Raw genomic sequence first — 21,699 nt, forward strand, 5'->3', positions numbered from 1 at the left:
TACCTCGAAAAGGCTGATCGTTGCTATTATATTCAAATAAAAAATAAAATACTATGAAACTGGAGAGTCCCAAACATGTTGTTGAAAAATCGCCGGAGACCGTTTTTAATTTCCTGACAAATGTGGAAAATTACAAACAGCTCATGCCAGATACGGCAACAAAATTTGAAGTACTGGGAGAAGACCGTTTCGTTTTTGCCCTAAAAGGGATGCCCGAAATCGTTCTGGAACTCAAAGAAAGTATTCCGTATAACGAAGTGATTCTGGGCGCTGCGAGTGAAAAAATGCCATTTACCCTAAATGCGCAAATCAAACAGCTCACCGAAAACAGCAGCGAAGTTCAACTCCTTTTTGACGGTGAATTCAATAGTATGGTTTCCATGATGATAAAATCACCTATTCAGAAGTTTATCAACACGCTTGTAGAAAAGATGGAGCATATTTAAAAAACGCGCCTAATAAAGCATTTTTAGCTCCTTTAGGCCATATTTTCTTATAGCATCGTCTTCGTGCTGAAGCAGCAGTTTTCCTTCTTCGGAAACGCCTTTTATCATACCATTAAAGCGATCACCGTTAGGGTTACTAAATAAGGCGGGGCGGTCTTTTTTAAACAATTCCGCCTCGTATTCTACTTTGATCTGCTCAAAATCCCCCCTGGTAATACGATTGACATATTTTTCAAAAATGGGGTTTATCTTTTTGATGAGCTGCGCAAGTTCAAATTCCTTCTTGGTTTCCAGTGCTAGCGATGTCGCCTGGGGCGCACGTTCAAAATGCGTCTGGTTCACATTAAGCCCCACACCAATAATCAATGCGTCAAGTTTACCATTTTTGACCACACTTTCTATCAGAATCCCACAAAGCTTCCGGTTGCCTGCCAAAATGTCGTTAGGCCATTTTACCTTTAGCCGCGGTATCTCAAATTCTTTTAAAAGTTCCACTATTGCCAGGGATGCGGCCATGGTAATATAAAATTGTTTTTCTACCGGAAACAACCGCACACGTTTAAAAACACTAAATGTTAGGTTCTTAAAAGGTTGGGATTCCCAGGTGGCCCCACGCTGTCCCCTGCCGGCAAACTGGTGGTCTGTCCACAATAAAATCTCTTCTTGTAGGTCCATACTTCTAGAAAATTCCCTTAAATAGGAATTTGTGGAAGCCGTGGCATCAACTTTGACAGTACGCATGATATAAATGCGGTAGGTTAAGACTAAAAGACAAAATTGTGATAACTTTGCCGAACTAAAAAAAAATTGATGGTAAAAAAAGAAGCAAATTCAGATCAACTTATCACGACTATTTTAGAAGGTATTGAAGAGGTTAAAGGGCAGAACATTGATATTTTGGACCTTAGGGGAATAGAAAATATGGTTTGCGACTATTTTATCATCTGCAACGGTACCTCAAACACGCAGGTTTCTGCCATTGTAAATTCCGTACAAAAGACCGTTAGCAAGAAAATTAAAGATAAACCCTGGCATGTAGAAGGACTTCAAAATGCAGAATGGGTCTTGATGGACTATGTAAATGTGGTAGTTCATGTATTTCAAAAACACATTAGGGAATATTATGATATAGAAAGCCTTTGGGGAGATGCCAAGGTAACGTCTATTGAATCAACTTATAATTAGAATAAATGGCACAAAAAGCAAAAAAGCCGACTCCTAAGAAGCCTAAATTTAGTGCTTGGTGGATCTATGCGGCAATCATCCTGGTTTTTCTGGGACTCAATATATTCAGCGGTAGTGGTTTTGGCGAAACGTCTAAAATTACTCCAGACAAATTTGAACAGTATTTTGTAAGTGGTGATCTTCAAAAAGTGGTCATTGTCAACAATAGCCTTGCAAAAGTATACCTCACCCCTGAAGCTCAGAAAAAAGATATACACAGCAAAGCTACCGAGGATGGATTTTTACCTTCTGCGGGAGGTGCTGATTATCAGTTCCGTTTTGGGGATCTTGCAACATTTCAGAATAGGATCAAAGAGATTGAGGCAAACAACAATGTCAATGTTCCCGTATCTTTTGAGACGGAAAGCAATTTTTTCGGTGAAATTTTAATGACCCTTCTACCCATTGCGGTAATCATAGGGATCTGGATCTTTATCATGCGCAGAATGTCATCTGGTGCAGGTGGCGGAGCAGGCGGACAAATATTCAATATTGGAAAGTCAAAAGCGAAGCTTTTTGACGAGAAGACTGATGTTAAAACCTCCTTCAAGGATGTTGCCGGTCTTGAAGGTGCTAAAGAAGAAGTTCAGGAAATTGTGGATTTCCTTAAAAACCCTGATAAATACACCAATTTAGGTGGAAAAATACCTAAAGGAGCACTTTTAGTTGGTCCTCCGGGAACAGGTAAAACCCTCCTGGCAAAAGCTGTTGCCGGTGAGGCCAAGGTACCTTTCTTCTCACTTTCTGGTTCAGATTTCGTTGAAATGTTTGTAGGTGTGGGTGCATCACGGGTACGTGACCTTTTCAAACAAGCTAAAGAAAAATCTCCAGCCATCATTTTTATTGATGAGATAGATGCCATAGGTAGAGCGCGTGGTAAAGCGAATTTTAGCGGATCTAACGATGAGCGTGAAAATACCCTAAACCAATTACTGACCGAAATGGACGGTTTTGGCACCAATACGAATGTTATTGTCATTGCGGCAACTAACCGTGCAGATGTACTTGATACGGCGTTAATGCGTGCAGGTCGTTTTGACCGTCAGATCTACGTTGATTTGCCAGATGTTCGCGAACGTAAGGAAATTTTTGAGGTACACTTGCGTCCACTTAAAAAAGTGGATGACGAGTTGGACACAGAATTCATGGCCAAGCAAACCCCCGGTTTCTCTGGTGCAGATATTGCCAACGTTTGTAATGAAGCGGCACTCGTGGCTGCCAGACAAGATAAAACCGCGGTAGGAAGACAGGATTTCCTTGATGCGGTGGACCGTATCGTAGGAGGTCTTGAGAAGAAAAATAAGATCATTACCCCAGAAGAGAAAAAGGCGATTGCTTATCATGAAGCAGGTCACGCAACTGTAAGTTGGATGCTTGAACATGCCGCTCCACTTGTAAAAGTGACTATTGTTCCCAGAGGGAAATCCTTAGGTGCAGCCTGGTATCTTCCAGAAGAACGCCTTATCGTACGTCCTGAGCAGATGCTTGATGAAATGTGTGCCGCAATGGGCGGTAGGGCAGCAGAAAAAGTGACTTTTGATAAAATATCTACGGGTGCACTAAGTGATCTTGAGAAAGTAACCAAACAGGCCCGTATGATGGTAACCATCTATGGTCTTAACGATGAAGTGGGTAACCTTACGTACTACGATTCCTCAGGACAGTCTGAATATAACTTCAGTAAGCCTTACAGCGAAAAAACTGCGGAAATCATAGATAAGGAAATTTCTAAGATTATTGAAGAGCAATATCAGCGTGCCGTGCGCATTCTTGAGGAAAATAAAGATAAGCTGAATCAGCTAGCCGAAGTATTGCTGGATAAAGAAGTAATCTTTAAAGACAATCTAGAGCAGATTTTTGGAAAGAGACCCTACGCTAAAAGTGAAGAACAAATAGCTATAACAAAGGAGACCGCCACTACAGAATCTTCTACTCCAGATAATTTGTAGTTAAATACTACTTCAATGAGACATTAATCTTAACTTAACTGGCGGTTGAGTTAAGATTTTTTATATTTGAAAGAATCCATTTTGTTTTAAGGACTCATTCATGAGCAATTTATTTAAAAAAATCTTTTCACAGAATCTTAAGCCCGAGCCTCAAAAAGGCCCCCAGGGCAAACCGCATCGTGGAAAATACATGCCAGATGAAAAGTCTCCGGCTGATGAACGTTTTACCAAACATTTTATCCTCAACGGCGGTAAGTTTCTGTACTGTGTTGACATGAACGAGGTTCAGGAAAGTTTTGACAATATTTTGCTTGAAAATGACTGGTATGAGAACGAGGTTTTCTGTATAGATGATAATCTTGCCGCCAGTTTTAAAGGGTATAACTTAAACTTTGGGAAGTCTCAGGAGGCATCCTTCCTGCTTTCCACCTGCGAAAATTTAGTAGCTGATGATGGTAGTTTGCTTATCTGTTCCAATCAAATTAAGGAGAAAAAGTTGAAGGAACTTCCGCAGGATTTTGTGATATTTGCCACTACAAGTCAAATCGTAAATAACATTGGGGAAGGTTTACGGGGTATAAAATCAAAAAATACCAAGAGCATCCCTACAAACATTACTACCATTAAAAACTTTGAGCCAGATGGTGTTTCCAAAGATTTTATGTCTTACGGCAGTAGTGCTAAAAACCTCTATTTACTACTTTTAGAAGATCTATAACATGCGGGAACTTGTAGTCAGGACGCTTTCTGGATTGCTGTATGTTACCATCTTGCTATTCTCCATTTTCTCTTCGGAAAAATGGTATATCTTGTTATTTCTTATATTCGGGTTGATCTGTTTACGGGAATTTTTGAGGATGATTTCTTTTCAGTTCTGGTATACTTACCTTCTGCTTATCGCTTTTATCTTATTTTTCAGCTATTTCAAACTTTCCGATATAAGCACCTATATTCTACTTCTACTCACTGTAGGAACCGGATTTTACCTTATAAGAAATCTTTTCAGTACAAAAATCAGGAGGCTAAACAAGCTTAAGAAACTTCATATCACCGTATTTTACATGATAGGTGGTTTTGTTTTTCTAACGCTCCTCCCCTCGCATGGTGATGAGTTTTCACCTTATACCGTAGCTGGTTTATTTATACTTATTTGGGTCAATGACACCTTCGCCTATATTGTGGGGAAAAGTATAGGAAGGCACAAATTATTCCCCAGTATATCTCCTAAAAAAACGATCGAAGGCTTTTTCGGCGGACTCGTTTTTGCTTGTGTCGCAAGCTACTTTATTCATAAATTTACAGGTAGCCTTAACTTTAATATATGGTTTAGCCTCGCTGTTGTAATGAGTACTTTAGGTACCTTTGGCGATCTTATTGAGTCTAAACTCAAAAGAGAAGCCGGCATGAAGGATAGCGGTACGTTAATGCCAGGGCACGGCGGTCTTTATGATAGATTAGACAGTGTGCTGTTTGCAAGTCCTTTTATCTATCTGGTTTTAATAATTTTTGAATACGTATCTTCATAAATAGCTTCTATCGATGTAGGTACTTATGCGGATGGGGCGTATTCAACAGCTCATTGATGCAGCAAGCGTCATTTTTATAAATCATGGTGAAACATAACAAAAACATCGAAGCAGCGTTTGACGAGGCAGTAGCACTGGCAACAAACACTTCTAAAAAACTCCCACCTGACATTCGCCTAGCGCTCTATGCGCGATATAAACATGCCACCAGGCGAAACCATGTGGTGTCTTTTGACCAACTCGCAGATAATGACCTCCGCGGGGCTTTTAAGTACAATGCCATGATTCAGGTTAAAAATCTTACCATAACAGAGGCAAAAACGGAATATATAGAGCTTGTCAACCTTCATATCAAAGACTGATTTTTTAAATCATTGATACCTTATTGCTTACTTAAAGATCTTCTTTTAGCTATCCACATTGTGCTTCAATAAAGAAGTAAACGATCTCTAGAGTAGCTTCATTTATTTGATTTTTTAGCTTTTTTTAAGTCTTGTTTTTTGGTTGGGCGTTTCCCTATGGGTCGGGCTTTACGTTGCAATCTTTTTGCTCGTGCCTCACAAAAAGGATTTCCACTTCAATCCCTAACGCAAAGTTCATTTCTAAGCCCAGGATTTCAATTAAATCAAAACAATTTTTAACTTTCTCCGCATACACAATAAAAAAAGCTCCAAAACAGTCTAGAAAACGGACTATTTGAAGCTTTTTTTATGCTATTTAAGCAGTTTTCCGGCTTATTTGAGGGAATTTAATCTGGTCTCCAATGCTGTTATTTTTGCCTGAGCATCAGCTTGCTTTTGACGTTCCATTGCAACCACCTGTTCGGGCGCATTGTCAACAAAACGGGAATTAGCAAGTTTTTTCTCAACAGACTTAATAAAGCCCTGGGTATACTTGAGCTCTTCTTTGATCTTTTCGATCTCAGCCTCTACGTCGATTGCCCCTTTTAGCGGAATAAAATATTCATTGGCCTTGACCCGGAACGAAAGCGCACCTTCTATAGATTCCGTGGTTTCTTCCATAGTGGATATATTTCCCAGGCGCTTGATGACCGTATCAAAACGTCCTTTAAAGTTTTCGGTATTGTTTACAAAAAGCTCCAGTTGATCTTTAAAGGAAATATTCTTTTCTTTCCGAATGGTTCGCACGCCACTTATCACCTGTGATGCGGTATCAAATTCAGCTATGATCGCCGTATCTGGTTTTTTCATTTCTGGCCAACTGCTTACGATCAAAGCATTTTCAGGAGTACGCGAGGTAATTTGCTGCCAGATTTCTTCCGAAGCAAAAGGCACAAAAGGATGCAGGATGCGCAAGTTATTTTCTAAAGCTTTTATTACCCCATCAAATGTTTTTCTATCCATGGGCGCTCCATAATCTGGTTTTACGATCTCCAGCAACCAACTGCAGAAATCATCCCAAACCAATTTATAGGTAGCCATCAACGCATCACTGATGCGGTATTTTTCAAAATGATCTTCAATTTCAGCAAGGGTCGCGTCAAATTTGGCCTCAAACCATTCCAGACCTATTCTGCTCGATTCTGGCTGCGCAATATTTTCATCAATTTCCCAACCTTCAATAAGTCGGTAGGCATTCCAGATTTTGTTAATAAAGCCTTTGCCCTGCTTACAAAGATCTTCGTCAAACATGAGGTCGTTACCGGCAGACGCACTCAGCAAAAGCCCCACGCGCACACCATCTGCCCCATATTCATTGATAAGGCCCAGAGCGTCTGGCGAATTCCCCAGCGATTTGGACATTTTTCTGCGCTGCTTGTCACGTACAAGTCCCGTGAGGTAAACATTCTCAAAAGGTCGTTTGCCAGTATATTCATAACCGGCAATTATCATCCGGGCAACCCAGAAGAACAGAATATCTGGCCCGGTGACCAGGTCATTTGTAGGATAATAATAGTTGAATTCTTCATTCTCGGGATCGCGGATTCCATCAAAAACGCTCATGGGCCATAACCAGGAAGAAAACCAGGTATCAAGCGCATCTTCATCCTGCTTTAAATCGGTTGCTTTCAGATCAGGATTGCCTGTTTTTTCTTTAGCAAGGAGCAATGCATCTTCACTATTTTGAGCAACTACAAAATCCTCTTTTCCGTTACCGTAGAAATACGCTGGGATTTGCTGGCCCCACCAGAGCTGGCGGGAAATATTCCAATCCCTGATATTTTCCATCCAGTGGCGGTAGGTATTTTCAAATTTCTTGGGGAAAAGTTTGATCTCACCGGTCTCCAGCACTGCTTTTATGGCAGGCTTGACCAGTTCTTCCATCTTGAGGAACCATTGATCTGACAGCCTTGGTTCGATAACCGCACCGGTACGTTCAGAAGTCCCCACTTTATTGAGGTGGGTTTCGGTTTTGATCAATATATCCTTTTCCTCAAGCTCTTTGATGATCTCCTTACGTACCACAAAACGATCCTTACCTTCATAATGCAGTCCGTTCTCGTTGAGGCTTGCATCAGCATTGAAGATATCGATAACTTCCAGCTTATGCTTATCGCCCAGCATTTTATCGTTCTCATCATGCGCCGGGGTGACTTTAAGGCAACCGGTACCAAATTCAACATCCACATAGTCATCCTCAATAATAGGAATCGCCCGACCTACAAGCGGAACGATCGCTTTTTTACCTTTCAAATGCGAAAAACGCGCATCATCAGGATTGATACAAATGGCGGTGTCGCCAAAAATAGTTTCCGGCCTGGTGGTCGCGATCGTTAAGGTATCATCGCTATCTTCAATTTTGTACTTCAGGAAAAAAAGTTGGCCCTGCTGCTCCACATGGTTCACTTCTTCATCAGAAAGGGTGGTTTGCGCTTCGGGATCCCAGTTTACCATACGGTAACCGCGATAAATAAGCCCTTTATTGTAGAGATCAACAAAACTGCTGATCACGCTCTCAGACATGTCATCATCAAGGGTGAATTTGGTTCTTTCCCAGTCACAGGAAGCGCCCAGTTTTTTGAGTTGGTCCAATATGGAACCACCATACTCTTCGGTCCATGCCCAGGCGTGTTCCAGGAATTCACTACGGGTAAGGTCAGCTTTGTTGATCCCTTCAGCCTTCAATTTTGCCACTACTTTAGCTTCCGTAGCAATAGAAGCGTGATCTGTTCCCGGTACCCAGCAGGCATTATAACCGCGTAAACGGGCGCGGCGCACCAGCACATCCTGTATGGTATTATTGAGCATATGTCCCATATGCAGGATTCCGGTAACATTAGGTGGGGGAATTACTATTGTGTAAGGCTCTTTGTCATTGGGAACGGAATGAAAATAATTATTTTCCATCCAGTAGTCGTACCATTTTTTTTCTATTTCCTGGGCACTGTATCGTGGCGCTATTGGCATAGTATCATGTGATTTTTCTGAACCCGCAAAAATACTTATATAGCTAGAATAACCTCCCATTAGAATTCGAAAAAGTACTATATAATTCTAATTTCCTACAAAAATTTACTTAAAAAAGGATCAATAACTCAAAATACCGTTGAAAATTTTGTTCGGCGTTTATTTTAAGGTTATTTTTGTTATTCATATTAAAAATGAAGATCATGAAAAAATATGTAATTCTGTTATTTCTTGGCATTTGGGGTGTTGCACTTCAGGCGCAGGATAAAAAAGCAGAAATAAATTTTGAGACCGATGTCATTGATTATGGTGAGATCGCCCACGGTGCAGATGGCTTGCGGGAATTTAAATTTACCAATACCGGTAGCGCCCCGCTAATCATCAGCAAAGCTTATTCTACCTGTGGCTGTACTGTCCCTACACCACCCAAGGACCCCATCATGCCGGGCGATAGTGGTGTTATCAAAGTAAAATATAATACAAAACTCGCAGGCGGGCCCATCAGGAAGACGATCACTGTATATACCAATGCGTCCAGCGAACCGCATACTTTAAAAATAAAAGGTACGCTATTACCCGAAAAAGGTGCTATGGAAAAAGAACAATCAGGTCCTATTAATCAATAGCATATTATAAATTATATGTTTAGAAGCCGCGTACTGAGATTCAGTACACGGCTTTTTTTTTAATACATGGTGTTTCTAATTTTATATCTAGTTTTCAGATCACCAAGCGATTCTCAAGAATATTTCAGACCTTTGAGAGCTCAAAATAAACCTTATGCCAGCACTGTCACAGAAAGGGCAAGATATGCCCCAATCCCCCATACGTAAATTAGCGCCATTTGCCGAAGCTGCAGAAGCGCGTGGAACGCAGATATACCAACTCAACATAGGCCAACCTGATATTAAAACGCCACAGGGCGCCCTTGATGCGGTAAAAAATGCTAACATAGATATTCTTTCCTATAGCCATTCCGCAGGATTTTTAAGCTATCGTGAAAAATTGGCCGCGCACTACACCAAGCAGGGTATTGAACTAGAACCCAATGAAATAATTGTTTCAACGGGAGGTTCTGAGGCGCTTTTGTTCGCTATGGGCAGTATTACAGATCCAGGCGACGAGGTGATCATTCCGGAGCCTTTTTATGCCAATTACAATGGTTTTGCCACATCTTCAGGGGTAAATGTGGTTCCCGTTTTTTCTGCAATGGAAGATGATTTCGCCCTTCCTCCCATAGCAGATTTTGAAAAGCTGATCACTTCAAAAACGAAGGCGATCATTATTTGTAATCCAGGAAATCCTACGGGATATCTTTACAGCCATGAGGAAATCAAACAACTGGCAGAACTGGTCCTCAAACATGACCTGTTCCTAATTGCAGATGAAGTGTACAGGGAATTTGTCTATGATGGCCTTGCACATCATTCCATCTTAAAAGAGCGCAGTATCGATAACAATGCGATCATGATCGATTCGGTTTCTAAACGTTTTTCCATGTGTGGAGCACGTATAGGTTGCCTGGCCAGCCGCAATAAGGAATTTATGGCCACAGCAATGAAATTTGCCCAGGCACGCTTGAGTCCGCCTACCCTTGCCCAAATCGCAAGTGAGGCTGCGCTTGATACACCGCAGTCTTATTTTGACCAGGTCATTGAAGAATACGTAGATCGTCGTGACACACTGGTCGCCGGTCTTAAAGATATTCCCGGTGTTAAGGTTTCAGTTCCTAAAGGTGCTTTTTACTGTATCGCAGAATTACCCATCAAAGATGCCGAGGATTTTGCCCGCTGGTTGCTTGAAGATTTTGAAAAAGACGGAAAAACGGTAATGGTAGCACCGGCAGCCGGATTTTATTCTACCCCGGGAAGTGGACTCAACCAGGTGCGTATTGCTTATGTCCTTAAAAAAGAAGACCTGGTGGAAGCAATTCATTTGTTGAAAGAAGCTCTGGCATCATACAAGGAACAACATGCAGATAACGCCTGATTTTTCTCTCAAAAACCATAATACGTTTGGTATTGATGCCAAAGCGGAATTTTTTGTTTCGGTACAAACCGTAGAAGAATTGACGCACGCTTTGAATTTACCGGGATATTCCCAGAAGTTTATTTTAGGCGGCGGAAGCAATATGCTGCTCAAAAAAAACATCAAAGGCCTGGTCATCAACCTCAACCTGAAAGGTATTACCGTTGAAGAAGAAGATGAAAATCACGTTTGGCTTCGGGCAGCCGCGGGAGAGAACTGGCATGAATTTGTAATGTATTGCGTGGGCAATAACTATGGTGGTGTTGAAAACCTGGCGCTGATTCCCGGTAACGTGGGTACTTCCCCGGTACAAAATATAGGGGCTTATGGCGTGGAACTTAAGGATAGTTTTGAAAGCTGCGAGGTGGTAGACAGGACTACGCTCGAAACCCGAACACTTTCAAAAGCTGCCTGTAACTTCGGGTATCGGGATTCTATCTTTAAAAACGAAGATAAGGGAAGGTACATCATTACCTCGGTACTTTTTAAACTGACCAAACGCGACCACGAGCTCAGGACTTCGTATGGCGCTATTCAGCAAACGCTTGATGCACTTGGTATTGATGAACCTACACTTGTAGATATCGCCAATGCCGTGATTTATATCAGACAACAAAAACTACCCGATCCTAAAAAAATAGGCAACAGCGGTAGTTTCTTTAAAAATCCCGTGGTTGCCCGCAACTATCTCGGGACCATTCAAAAAAATCATCCGGATGCTCCTTTTTACGAGATGGGCGATGATCTGGTAAAAATCCCCGCTGGCTGGCTTATAGAACGGGCAGGATTTAAAGGAAAACGCTTTGGTCAGGCCGGTGTACATGATCGTCAGGCTTTGGTTCTTGTAAATCATGGCGGCGCGACCGGTGATGAGGTATGGAAGGTTGCCCTTGAGGTTCAACAAGCGGTACAAAAGGAATTTGGCATTCTACTGCAGCCAGAAGTAAATATCATTGAATAAAAGAAACTTTTCAATTTCAATTACGTAGTGGCTTCGGTAAAAATTTTATTCCACTGGCATTTCATAAAATTTATTCATACCCCTACGTTGACACTAATTAAAGAAAACAATGAATGACAGAAAGTAATAAAATGCAAGTCCTATTCTGGAGATATTTTTTCCTTGCGATTGGAATGGTCTTACTTTGCTTAAGTATCTTGAAATTTTACAATCCGGACCGAATTACTGACTGGAATAATCTTATAATTTTTGGGGGGATCGGATTGTTATTAATGGTCTTAAACATAATTTTCTTCGACAAAATTAAAAGCGTCAAAGTAAATCACAACAGAATTATATTTGAAGAAAATGGAGCTCAAAAAGATGTAAACTGGAAAAATGTAGGTAAAATTGGCAGAATATTATTTATCGCTCCTCCCCTTTATTTTGCTGTCATAGAGAAAAAAATAATCATCTTTCCAACAGAGAGAAATTTTGGGTATTCAAGTTTCGGATCCTCCTCTGTTTTCGTTGTCATTGATCATAGTAAAATGGGAGATATTATAAAGAAGGCTAAAAGCCAATATTTAATCTAGGATAACAAATGCCAACAATATTTAAAAACAATGCTTAATTTGTTCTTGAACCGAAACTCCCTGCTCGATTGCTTAGCGGATTGTCTCGCGTACAATCACGCACGCCCGCTCGCACAGTTTATACGGTCGTTCGCTAGGGTATAGCTTTAAAACACAAAAAAACCGCCTAAAAAAGCTGATTATTAGCTCTTTTAGGCGGTTTTATCGTTGTGCAATTTCACTATTATCCTTTAGTCAAAAGCACTTTATCAATTTTGTGTACGATTCCATTAGATGCTTCAATATTTCCTTGTAGAATATGTGCCCTAATGTTCGTTCCATCTTTTATAACGATTTGATCGCCATCCATCATTGCAGTAAGTTCCTCACCATTTACGGTATTGAATGTGTATTTTCCGCCATTTTCTTTGATGCCATCGGTAAGGTCTTTTGCCAGCACTTTACCCTGAACCACGTGATATTGCAGGATACCGGTAAGCATTTCTTTACTTTCTGGTTTTAAAAGTTCATCCAACTGTCCTTTTTTCAGTTTACTGAAACCATTATCTGTAGGCGCAAATACGGTGTATTCACCTTCTTCCATCATCATGCTATCAAGGCCGGCGGCTTTTAAAGCAGTAACAAGCGTATCCAGATCGCTGCTCGCCATGGCTTTTGACGCAATACTGTTAGCCTTGGCTTTTTCTTCCAGTTCTGCCTGGCGCTGTGTTTCCAGAGCCGCAGCGGCTTCTTCTTCCGCTTTTTGATCCATTTCGGTGGTTTCTACATTCTCTTTTTTATCTTCTTTACAAGAAGTAAGGGTTATCCCCAAGAGCATTACAAGAAGATAGGGCAAGGTTTTAAGAATTTTCATAGGATTGTGTTATGTGTTAAATTCAAATGTATCTCTTAAATGAGGTATTTTCCAGAGCACCTTATTAATCTTTAGTTAAAATATTACCAATCAGTCAATGGGAAACCATTCAGGCACCAATTCATCTTTAATAATTTGGGCTACTGCACCCCAGATCGTACCTTTGCACAAACAACTCGATATTATGAAATTGTTATTGATCACACTCGTATTGCTTGGACTTGCTTTTGCCGGAATTGCCATTAAAATATGGGGCAAAAAAGACGGTAAATTTGCCGGTACCTGCGCGAGCCAGAGTCCATTTCTCAATAAAGATGGTCAGGCCTGTGGGATGTGCGGTAAAATGCCAGACGAAATAGGAACCTGCGACACAAAAAATTAACACCTATATTTTTAGCGTGATAGCACTGGAGCCCGTAGTATTTTACATATGTACGGGCTTTATTTTTATAAATTGCTGTTTTTATGTGTATTTCGGTGGTTTTTGCTTTCGTAAGGCGAAAATTAAAGAATTTCATAAATCAGCGCTACCTCCACTTTCTATACTGGTTTGTGCCCGAAATGAAGCACAAAACCTTGCTGCAAATGTTCCATTTCTACTAAAACAGAAATATCCCGAATTCGAAATTTTGCTCGTCAATGATGGCTCTACTGATGAAACCGCTGCCGTAATTGACGCATTTTCCGCAACCAACCCAAACGTACGCGCACTCCATACAAAAGCAAAAGCGGATACTAGAAGCGGAAAAAAACAGGCACTATCAACCGCAATAGCTGCCGCCCGCCACGAACACCTTCTTTTTATGGATGCAGATTGCCGGCCACGTACCACCCACTGGGCGCAGGAAATGGCACAGGGCTTTGATACCGGAAAACAAATTGTACTGGGATATGGAAGTTATGCGACCGTAAATAATACTTTGCTCAATAAAATTATTCGGTTTGAAACGCTGTTGACGGCCATGCAATATTTTGGCTATGCCAAACGAAAGAATGCATACATGGGCGTGGGCAGAAACCTGGGCTATACCAAAACCTTGTTCTATGCGCAAAATGGTTTTTCTGCCCACAATGATGCGCCGTCAGGTGATGATGATCTTTTTGTTAATGCTGCCGCCACGGTTACTAATGTTTCCTGCGTTTATACAACGCAATCTTTTAGCGTTTCTATGCCAAAAACCACCTGGACCGACTGGTTTTTGCAAAAAAGAAGGCATATTTCGGTGGCAGATCGTTATAAAAAAAGACACCAATTAAGCCTGGGTTTGTTTTATATAAGTCAGTTTTTACCGTATATATTGGTCATTTTCCTGCTATTTTCGCCCGTTTTTAGCCGGATTTCCTTAAGTATTTTACTCGTGCGCTACCTGTTTGTGGGCTTTATAATGTATGCCGGTATGAAGCGGTTTCAAGAAAAGAATTTGATCTATTGGTTTCCAGTACTTGAAATCATCTTGGTGCTGTCACAATTAAGTATCTTTATACTATCTATCACCACCAGAGTCACCCCTTGGAAAAGCAACCAGACATAGCAGAACATATTCAGGATGCCCTTGAGGGCAGGCAGGCTGCTTTTAGCTATCTGCTCACCACTTTTTGGAGCCAGGTTTATGCCTTTCAGCTTAAGCGTACGAAGGATGACTATATTTCCGAAGAAATTACCATACAGACCTTTTCACAGGCATTTTCTCATTTGGGACAATACGATCCTAACCATAAATTCAGCACCTGGTTACTCGCGATCTCAAAAAACATACATATTGACCGCCTGCGGAAAGAAAAAGGGAAACGGCATATAGAAAGTGGTACGAATGCCGAAAATCTCAACCGTATCATTGACGACAGCCCCACCCCGGAAGACGCATTGATCAAAAAACAGCATCACGACGAACTTTCCCATTTTATCAAACAATTGAAACCGCCCTATCAGGAAGTACTGGACCTGCGTTATTTTCAAGATATGAGCTATAAAGAAATGTCAGGTCATTTACGGGAGCCCATGAACAATGTAAAAGTCAGGCTACTGCGGGCGCGACGACTGCTGGCAGATAGCATACAAAAAAAATAGCCGTGACCAGATTTTCCTTTAAACAACTGGGGCCGGGACTTTTATTTGCCGGTGCGGCGATAGGGGTTTCCCATCTTGTACAATCCACAACTGCGGGTGCGCAATATGGATTTGGGCTAATATGGGCATTGCTACTTATCCACCTTATAAAATATCCGTTTTTTCAGTTTGGGCCACGCTACGCTGCAGCGACAGGAAAAAGCCTGCTTGATGCCTACCTTCAGCTTGGAAAAGGCGTACTCTGGTTTTATTTTATATTGAACCTGTTGAGCATGTTCACCATCCAGGCAGCAGTTACCGTAGTTACCGCATCGCTGGCATCATATATTTTTGGTTCAACCATGAGTATATTGGGTTGGTCTGCTGTGATAACCGCAATTTGTACACTATTGCTCATGGTGGGCAGGTATCAATTACTGGATAAAGTCATGAAAATTATCGTGGTTACCCTTACGGTAAGCACGCTGGCTGCAGTGGCCTTTGCTTTTTTTGATACGGAAAAATCAGTTGAACTAAGCCAGATTATTCCATCAGATACCGCAGGAATAGCCTTTCTGATCGCTTTTATGGGTTGGATGCCCGCACCATTGGATATTTCAATCTGGCATTCGCTCTGGTCACTGGAAAAGGCCAAAGAAGAAAAGATTACTGAAAAATCTGCCGTATTTGATTTTAATGTGGGTTATGCCGGGACGATCCTTGTGGGCATTTGCTTTATAGGACTGGGTGCGCTGGTGATGTACCACACAGGCACTACCTTTAGCTCCAGCGGAACCGGTTTTGCCAAACAACTAATTGACATGTACACGTCAAGCCTGGGATCATGGACATTCTGGATTATAGGGATAGCCGCTTTTACTACCATGTTCAGCACTACACTTACCACGCTGGATGCCTCGCCCCGGGCAATGGCAAAAACTACGGAACTACTTACTGGCGCGAAGATCAAACATATGTATACCCTCTGGCTCGCGCTTCTTATTATAGGAACCCTTAGCATCCTCGCGTGGCTCTCTACGGAAATGGGTACGTTAATCACCCTTGCGACCATACTTTCATTTCTGTCCGCACCTTTTTACGCGTATGCCAATTACCGCGCAATGACCTCACCCGAAATTCCAGAAAGTGCCCGCCCGGGCAAAGGCCTTAGGATTTTGTGTTTTGTAAGTATGGCGTTGCTAATTGGCTTCTGCCTTTGGTATCTTTCCACGTTACTTTCTTGATTCGCCACGGGTACGTATGGGCGCATTTTCCACCACGGTAGAAAGGACAATATGCGTCTTGGTTTCCCCATAGGTTATTAATTTGTCTATGAATTCCTCCAGGTGAAACTGATCAAAAAGCACCACTTCCATTACAATATTTTCATTACCGGTGATACGGTAACAATTGAGCACCTCGCTCAGGGAAGTCACTTTTTCCAGAAAAGGTTTTAACCTTCCCATAAACGCGCGCAAGGTAATGATCGCTTTGAGCTGATGACCGGTTTTAAAATGGGAAACTTCAGCTTTATACCCCAGCAAAACCCCGGCATCTTCCATTTTACGGATACGCTCCGCTACCGCAGGTGCACTTAACCCAAATTGGCGGCCAAGTTCCGCATTGCTGATACGGGCATTTTTCTGTAATGCCTGGAGAATTTTCCAGTTTGTAGCATCTATGTTCATTCAAAAGTAATTAAGTGAAAAGTTTATGTTTCCGAAGGCAAAAATAGTATTTTACCTTAGAATCGAAATGTACGCTGACCAATTATCCACTAAATTTGATACCAAATGAATAGGATACCAAAAAATAAACGTCTTTATAATCAAGCACTTGAGATACTGAAGCTTTCGCGCAGTATTTCAGGATTCCTGGCGTATGACCTATCTGAACTTGATGAAAAGGGCAATGAGCAGGAAGCGATTTATTTTACCGGCGATATGGTCATGCATTCTGATGCACTGGCCCCAAGTATCATAGCGGCAGAGAATGAACTATTTCAGGATGACCGCATGCGCCACGCGGTTTCAGTGGAACACGTGACCCAAAAGCTCCTCAATACCTGTGAGCGCCTGGAACGCGCCGAAAGTAACGGTAGGGAATTTTTATCCTTATTACGGAAAGAACTTAAAAAGTTCAACAGACTACAGCAAAAATGGGTACTTACCCTTTAGTACTTATAGCGTTGTATTTTCGGTGAAAACGGGTAAAAATGCCTTATTTATAGCTCAGAAAAAGGTTTTTTAGGTCTTTTTTTCGTCGATTTTAGATCATATTCTTTATAAAATCATAGAACAGCAATCCCCATCCCGCAGCCAGTGACAGTCCGCCAAGTGGCGTAACCGGCCCCAGCCATTTCCATTTCTTGCCAGAAGCCCCACCAAGGCATAGCCCATAAATACTGAATGAAAAAAGCACGACCCCTACGGTGATAAGTAAAGGTATTGTTCTTTGTATGCTTGTGGTAAAACCCAGGTTGTAACCCAGCACCAGAAGCAGCAATGCATGGTACATTTGATATTTCACACCAGTTTCAAATGATTCCATCTGCTGGGAAGTGAATTTTTTCTTAAGGGCATGCGCTCCAAAGGCTCCTATAATAATTGCGGTAAAACCAAATAAACAGGCAATAAGTTGCGTTTCAAGAATTCCCATAAGTAGATGTTTTGTGGCAAAGATAAAGTTTACTTAAAGCAGGTTTTGGTTTTCGGGGAAAATAATATATTTCGATATGGATTTAAAAGCTTTTATAAAAGACGTGCCCAACTTCCCAAAACAGGGAATTTTATTCAAAGATATCAGCCCTTTGCTCAAGAGCAATACGGCAACACGAAATGCCATTGAAAAACTCGCGGAACCTTTACGGGAACTGGGTGCAGATCATGTGGTAGGTATAGAATCCCGCGGATTTTTACTGGGGATGTTGCTTGCGCAAGAACTGGGTGTGGGCTTTACACCTATAAGAAAACCCGGTAAATTGCCAGGCGAGATTATTGTAGAAACCTACGAACTGGAATACGGCCTTGATACCTTAGAAATGCAACAGAACGCCATAAAAAAAGGTGACAAAGTGATTTTGCACGATGATGTGCTGGCTACCGGCGGCACTGCGATGGCTGCATGTAACCTTATAAGAAAGTGTGGCGGGGAGATTTTAGAGTTTAATTTTTTACTGGAACTGGAAAATCTCAATGGTCGCAAGAAATTGCGTAATGTACCGTTGCGTACACTACTAACCTACTGAAACTAATCAAGTGCGTTCTTGGTTACCCATAACCTAAAACCAAAAACGGCCAACTGTATTTTGGAAGCTTTGGTAAGATCTAGATCCTGCTTGGTGTAACTGGGCAGGATTTTTTTATTCAGCTTGGCAAGGGACTTAAAGAATTTCTTTTTCATAGGTTAGGTTGAATAAAGATGATAATTACTTTAAAAATAAGGAAACGGCCGAAGATTTCGGCCGTTTTTATATGGTAATTAATACTTACGTCTAGTTGTTCTCTCCCTTTTTGAGTGTCACTTCAATCACGCCATTTTTTGCTTTGTCGCCGTATTTTTTCAATTCTTCACTATCCTTTACAACATTGACAGATTCAATAGTATTAGGATCTATAAGGTTCATTTCTTCCTGGGTTATTTCTTTCCCATTTACGAAATAAAGCACATTCTCTGGTAATTTTTGAGTGGCTGATTGATTCCCTACAGTTGGAACCGAATGAAGAGCACCCTCATTAGCTACAGAATCTTTCTGGCCGATTAGCACTTCTGCCCTATCCTCCATTTCCTTTCTTTTAATTTCCAGCATGGCGCGTTGCTTTTCCATATGAACACGTTGTTGTTCAATTGCTTCACGTTGCACCTCAAGAGCGGCTGCCTGTGCTTCTAAAGCGCGCTCTTGCGCAAGGAGCGCTTGCATTTTTCCACTTTCAGAGTTGCTTTGTTCGGTTATGGAACCTGTTCCAGAAATAGTGTTGCTGGTCATGGAATTAGTAGTAGTGGAACTCGATGTAGAACCGGTCGTAAAACCCAGCGTACCTTCCTCACTCCTGAACATGATTATACTTCCCAGCCCCTCCTCATTCTTAAGATTGAGTTTACTAACGTTTTTATTGCGAAGGTCTTTCATTTCCAGATTGATGGCTGTAATCAAACCAGAAGCATCGTAGGTAAGTTGGCTGTATTTAAACTGTACATTAAATTGTTCCTTAAGTTGGACAGCCAGGCCCTGCATCTCCGTCTCTGTGGTCTTTGGGCTTATTTCCAGGCGGAAGGCTTTATCCTTAAACTTTAGGGTTTTCGAAGTTGATTTTTCGCCGAAATTATTGTGTTCCCCATGCTTTGCCATTTGCATTTTAGTTCGGGTAATGAGAAAGTCCTGGCCATCTTTTCCCATTTCACTGATCATCAATTTACCAGTTCCCAAATACTGTATTTTATAAGGGTTAAAAGGACCTTCTGAAGCACGTGTAAACCGCTTTTGAAATTCATTTCCTCTTGCAAATTTCGTCTTGAAATCAAACATTAAGATATTTTGTTTAGTATCTCTTTTTTCAACCGTAATTTCAATATTCAAAGCTTCTATGTTCTTTCTGAAATAAGCAGTGATTTCATTTATTTCATCTGGTGTGGAATTCTGGGTTAGTGTAAAAACAGGATAACTGGTTTTGGAAGTTTCCCTATCACTATTCGAAATGAAGTGCAACTCTTCCTTCACATTAAAACTCCATAAAAATATTGCCAGAAATGGCAGCAATGCCAGGGCTTTGAGTCGGTTGCTGCTTTTGGATTGAACTGTGTTTAGCATAATGATTCGTTTTTTGATGAATGATTTATAAAAAGTTTGGGCAAAGGGTGGTACGCTGCTACCTGTGGCTGTATTGAGAATAGCCATCTGATACGATCTGGATGTATATTTGTCTGCCTGTACCGAAGCATCTGCCAGATATTCAAGATTTTCTTCGATGCACCGAAAATAAAGCCAGCACAATGGATTGAACCAAAGTAGGGCACAACACAATCGTCCCAACAATACATCGATACTATGCCGTTGTTTTGCGTGGGCCTGTTCATGCTCTAATATCATTTTAAGCTCTTCTCCGTTATGCGCCTGTGGGTCATATACGATATAGTTCAGGAACGAAAAAGGAGCAGAGATACCAGCAATTTTGATGTATAATAGTCCGTTTTCTGCATAAAAATCCTGTTTGTTGAGGTATAAATACAAGTGAACCAACTGGTATAAGAAATACGTTGAAAAAGATAGCGCACCCACTAAATAAATGAGGAGCCCAATCTGCCAAAGATCAAAATTAAAGGCTGCTGCAGTGGGCATTACTTCCTCACCGGCGATTGCAACTGTGGTAAATTGCGATAGATCTGGCGCTGCGACCAGCACCTCACGAGTAAAAATGATACCGGGGACCACAAAAGAACTTATCAAACCTACTCCAAGAAAATGCCGGTTAAAAGCATAAAAAGTGTCCCTGGAAAGCAAAAACCGATAACAGGCCAAAAAAAGCATCAAAACCAGGCTGCTTTTTAATAAGTAAAGAAGGATTTCCATACTATTTGTTGTTTTTTTCGATCATATCCAGAATTTCCCGAAGTTCATCTGCTGATATTTTTTCCTCCTTGGCAAAAAAGGAAACCATATTTTTATAACTACTGTTAAAAAACTTCTGTGTAGCATCGTTCATGAATTTTTTCCCATAGACATCCCTGGAAACCAGCGGATAGTACTGATGCGTTTTCCCATAGGCCTTATAGCCCACATAGCCTTTTTCTTCCAGGTTGCGTATCATGGTTGACACCGTGTTGTAGTGCAGGTCCTGGCCAGAAAGTTCTGCCTGTACTTCTTTTACAAAAGCCTTTTCCAGCCGCCAGAGGGCATGCATGACTTCTTCTTCTTTATTGGTTAATTTTTCCATAGTGTAAATTATTGTGGTTTTGAATTTGCCCCTTTGTTTGTATAAAATTGCATTTCTACCAGAAAATAATGGGGAATGTCAAATTCTTTGCCCAATAGTTCAGGAGTAACCCCAGACTGTGCAACTTCGCAATAAGAACCTGATCCATCCGGATTCATTTTTGGTGTGATGATAGCGAGAAGATGAATCGGCTTAGTCAAGGAAACATGAAGGGTATTACTATTTAATGTAAAATCTTTCAACGCGTATCTTGATGTATCCTCATATAGTGGAAAAGTCAATTTTTTAGATGCAAAACGAGATGTACGTAAACCTATACTGAATTCACCATCGCTAATTTTTGTTATGATATTGAAAGAAGCAATGGAAGAATCTAATTGAAAAATAGGACTTTCACTACCATCAAAAAGACGGTAGGTCTCAATTAGATTTCCATCCTTAAACTCTTTTATGTTCAACGCATAAAATGCATTTTGCAAATTTTTATTTTCAAAATTAAACTGGGTAAGATTAATCCCTTCAAAATCCATTATCTGCTGCATATTTTGATCGTTCACTTTTGTGCTTATGTGCATTTTAACGTCATCCTGAGCATAAAGTAAAGGTGTGCAGAAAATAGCAAAAACCATATAGATACTTTTCATTCTTAAATCCGTTTAATTCTCAAACTATTAAAATGCCAAACAAATATATAACTAAAAATAAAGTTGTAAAACTATTTTTATAGTTTATTATCATTTAATGCAATGTTTATCCTTATGAAAGAGTTCTCATTCGATTAAAATTATTTAG

General features: G+C 40.9%; 25 protein-coding genes. 16 read left to right on the forward strand and 9 right to left on the reverse strand.

The features are described from left to right. Positions 1 to 53 precede the first annotated feature (53 nt). Positions 54 to 446, forward strand: a complete 393-nt coding sequence (locus tag P162_RS03395; RefSeq protein WP_031425825.1) for an SRPBCC family protein — start codon at positions 54 to 56, stop codon at positions 444 to 446. A gap of 9 nt (positions 447 to 455) precedes the next feature. On the opposite strand, the gene P162_RS03400 is transcribed toward P162_RS03395, so the two are convergent. Beyond that, positions 456 to 1,187, reverse strand: coding sequence for a biotin--[acetyl-CoA-carboxylase] ligase (locus tag P162_RS03400; protein ID WP_031425826.1), 732 nt, complete (start codon positions 1,185 to 1,187; stop codon positions 456 to 458). A gap of 69 nt (positions 1,188 to 1,256) precedes the next feature. On the opposite strand from P162_RS03400, the gene rsfS reads away from it, so the two are divergent. The 5 genes from rsfS (at position 1,257) to P162_RS03425 (ending at position 5,507) form a co-directional block, all read left to right on the forward strand. After that, complete coding sequence (gene rsfS, locus P162_RS03405; RefSeq protein ID WP_031425827.1) at positions 1,257 to 1,631, forward strand: ribosome silencing factor; 375 nt, start codon at positions 1,257 to 1,259, stop codon at positions 1,629 to 1,631. A gap of 5 nt (positions 1,632 to 1,636) precedes the next feature. Beyond that, positions 1,637 to 3,619: an ATP-dependent zinc metalloprotease FtsH gene (gene ftsH, locus P162_RS03410; RefSeq protein ID WP_031425828.1), complete on the forward strand. Its 1,983-nt coding sequence runs from the start codon at positions 1,637 to 1,639 to the stop codon at positions 3,617 to 3,619. A 100-nt stretch (positions 3,620 to 3,719) separates the two neighbouring features. Then, positions 3,720 to 4,337, forward strand: coding sequence for an LUD domain-containing protein (locus P162_RS03415; RefSeq protein WP_031425829.1), 618 nt, complete (start codon positions 3,720 to 3,722; stop codon positions 4,335 to 4,337). A gap of 1 nt (position 4,338) precedes the next feature. Continuing rightward, positions 4,339 to 5,145, forward strand: a complete 807-nt coding sequence (locus P162_RS03420; protein WP_031425830.1) for a phosphatidate cytidylyltransferase — start codon at positions 4,339 to 4,341, stop codon at positions 5,143 to 5,145. Between the two features lie 83 nt (positions 5,146 to 5,228). Further along, entirely contained in the window at positions 5,229 to 5,507 is a 279-nt protein-coding gene (locus tag P162_RS03425) for an acyl-CoA-binding protein (RefSeq protein WP_031425831.1), read from the forward strand. Between the two features lie 372 nt (positions 5,508 to 5,879). Here the strand turns inward: P162_RS03425 and P162_RS03430 are convergent, their stop codons facing one another. Further along, a complete protein-coding gene (locus tag P162_RS03430) occupies positions 5,880 to 8,513 on the reverse strand; it encodes a valine--tRNA ligase (RefSeq protein WP_031425832.1) in 2,634 nt (877 codons plus the stop codon). 203 nt (positions 8,514 to 8,716) lie between these two features. Here P162_RS03430 and P162_RS03435 point away from each other — a divergent pair, with 203 nt between their 5' ends. The 4 genes from P162_RS03435 (at position 8,717) to P162_RS03450 (ending at position 12,077) form a co-directional block, all read left to right on the forward strand. Further along, complete coding sequence (locus P162_RS03435; protein ID WP_031425833.1) at positions 8,717 to 9,139, forward strand: DUF1573 domain-containing protein; 423 nt, start codon at positions 8,717 to 8,719, stop codon at positions 9,137 to 9,139. Positions 9,140 to 9,293: 154 nt separating this feature from the next. Beyond that, complete coding sequence (locus tag P162_RS03440) at positions 9,294 to 10,502, forward strand: pyridoxal phosphate-dependent aminotransferase (protein WP_031425834.1); 1,209 nt, start codon at positions 9,294 to 9,296, stop codon at positions 10,500 to 10,502. Then, positions 10,486 to 11,502: a UDP-N-acetylmuramate dehydrogenase gene (murB, locus tag P162_RS03445; RefSeq protein WP_031425835.1), complete on the forward strand. Its 1,017-nt coding sequence runs from the start codon at positions 10,486 to 10,488 to the stop codon at positions 11,500 to 11,502. The genes P162_RS03440 and murB overlap by 17 nt, the downstream gene beginning before the upstream one ends. 113 nt (positions 11,503 to 11,615) lie before the next feature. Then, positions 11,616 to 12,077 (forward strand): hypothetical protein, encoded by a 462-nt coding sequence (locus tag P162_RS03450; RefSeq protein ID WP_031425836.1) that lies wholly within the window; start codon positions 11,616 to 11,618, stop codon positions 12,075 to 12,077. A 223-nt stretch (positions 12,078 to 12,300) separates the two neighbouring features. On the opposite strand, the gene P162_RS03455 is transcribed toward P162_RS03450, so the two are convergent. After that, positions 12,301 to 12,930, reverse strand: a complete 630-nt coding sequence (locus P162_RS03455) for a fasciclin domain-containing protein (protein WP_031425837.1) — start codon at positions 12,928 to 12,930, stop codon at positions 12,301 to 12,303. Positions 12,931 to 13,114: 184 nt separating this feature from the next. On the opposite strand from P162_RS03455, the gene P162_RS03460 reads away from it, so the two are divergent. The 4 genes from P162_RS03460 to P162_RS03475 are packed head-to-tail and all read left to right on the forward strand — an operon-like array spanning position 13,115 to position 16,221. Next, the gene (locus P162_RS03460; protein ID WP_031425838.1) at positions 13,115 to 13,312 is read left to right on the forward strand and encodes a hypothetical protein; all 198 of its coding nucleotides are present in this window, start codon (positions 13,115 to 13,117) and stop codon (positions 13,310 to 13,312) included. Between the two features lie 16 nt (positions 13,313 to 13,328). After that, entirely contained in the window at positions 13,329 to 14,462 is a 1,134-nt protein-coding gene (locus P162_RS03465; protein ID WP_051907758.1) for a glycosyltransferase, read from the forward strand. Then, entirely contained in the window at positions 14,441 to 14,998 is a 558-nt protein-coding gene (locus P162_RS03470; RefSeq protein WP_031425840.1) for an RNA polymerase sigma factor, read from the forward strand. Before P162_RS03465 ends, P162_RS03470 begins: the two co-directional genes overlap by 22 nt. A 2-nt stretch (positions 14,999 to 15,000) precedes the next feature. Next, positions 15,001 to 16,221, forward strand: coding sequence for an Nramp family divalent metal transporter (locus P162_RS03475; protein ID WP_031425841.1), 1,221 nt, complete (start codon positions 15,001 to 15,003; stop codon positions 16,219 to 16,221). Here the strand turns inward: P162_RS03475 and P162_RS03480 are convergent. Continuing rightward, complete coding sequence (locus P162_RS03480) at positions 16,210 to 16,665, reverse strand: Lrp/AsnC family transcriptional regulator (protein ID WP_031425842.1); 456 nt, start codon at positions 16,663 to 16,665, stop codon at positions 16,210 to 16,212. The genes P162_RS03475 and P162_RS03480 overlap by 12 nt on opposite strands. A gap of 105 nt (positions 16,666 to 16,770) precedes the next feature. Between P162_RS03480 and P162_RS03485 the strand changes: the two genes are divergently transcribed. After that, positions 16,771 to 17,154 (forward strand): hypothetical protein, encoded by a 384-nt coding sequence (locus tag P162_RS03485; protein ID WP_031425843.1) that lies wholly within the window; start codon positions 16,771 to 16,773, stop codon positions 17,152 to 17,154. A gap of 91 nt (positions 17,155 to 17,245) precedes the next feature. Here P162_RS03485 and P162_RS03490 read toward each other — a convergent pair whose 3' ends face one another. After that, a complete protein-coding gene (locus P162_RS03490; RefSeq protein WP_031425844.1) occupies positions 17,246 to 17,635 on the reverse strand; it encodes a DUF423 domain-containing protein in 390 nt (129 codons plus the stop codon). 76 nt (positions 17,636 to 17,711) lie between these two features. On the opposite strand from P162_RS03490, the gene P162_RS03495 reads away from it, so the two are divergent. After that, complete coding sequence (locus tag P162_RS03495) at positions 17,712 to 18,224, forward strand: adenine phosphoribosyltransferase (protein ID WP_031425845.1); 513 nt, start codon at positions 17,712 to 17,714, stop codon at positions 18,222 to 18,224. A 2-nt stretch (positions 18,225 to 18,226) separates the two neighbouring features. On the opposite strand, the gene P162_RS03500 is transcribed toward P162_RS03495, so the two are convergent. The 4 genes from P162_RS03500 to P162_RS03515 form a co-directional block, all read right to left on the reverse strand. Further along, positions 18,227 to 18,379 carry a hypothetical protein gene (locus P162_RS03500; RefSeq protein ID WP_031425846.1) on the reverse strand — a complete coding sequence of 51 codons (153 nt, stop codon included), beginning with the start codon at positions 18,377 to 18,379 and terminating at the stop codon, positions 18,227 to 18,229. A gap of 91 nt (positions 18,380 to 18,470) precedes the next feature. Beyond that, a complete protein-coding gene (locus tag P162_RS03505; RefSeq protein ID WP_031425847.1) occupies positions 18,471 to 20,543 on the reverse strand; it encodes a M56 family metallopeptidase in 2,073 nt (690 codons plus the stop codon). Between the two features lies 1 nt (position 20,544). After that, positions 20,545 to 20,907, reverse strand: coding sequence for a BlaI/MecI/CopY family transcriptional regulator (locus tag P162_RS03510; RefSeq protein ID WP_031425848.1), 363 nt, complete (start codon positions 20,905 to 20,907; stop codon positions 20,545 to 20,547). An 8-nt stretch (positions 20,908 to 20,915) separates the two neighbouring features. Next, entirely contained in the window at positions 20,916 to 21,551 is a 636-nt protein-coding gene (locus P162_RS03515) for a hypothetical protein (protein ID WP_051907759.1), read from the reverse strand. Positions 21,552 to 21,699: the final 148 nt, after the last annotated feature.

It is taken from the genome of Flavimarina sp. Hel_I_48 (assembly GCF_000733945.1).
Classification (GTDB): Bacteria; Bacteroidota; Bacteroidia; order Flavobacteriales; family Flavobacteriaceae; genus Leeuwenhoekiella.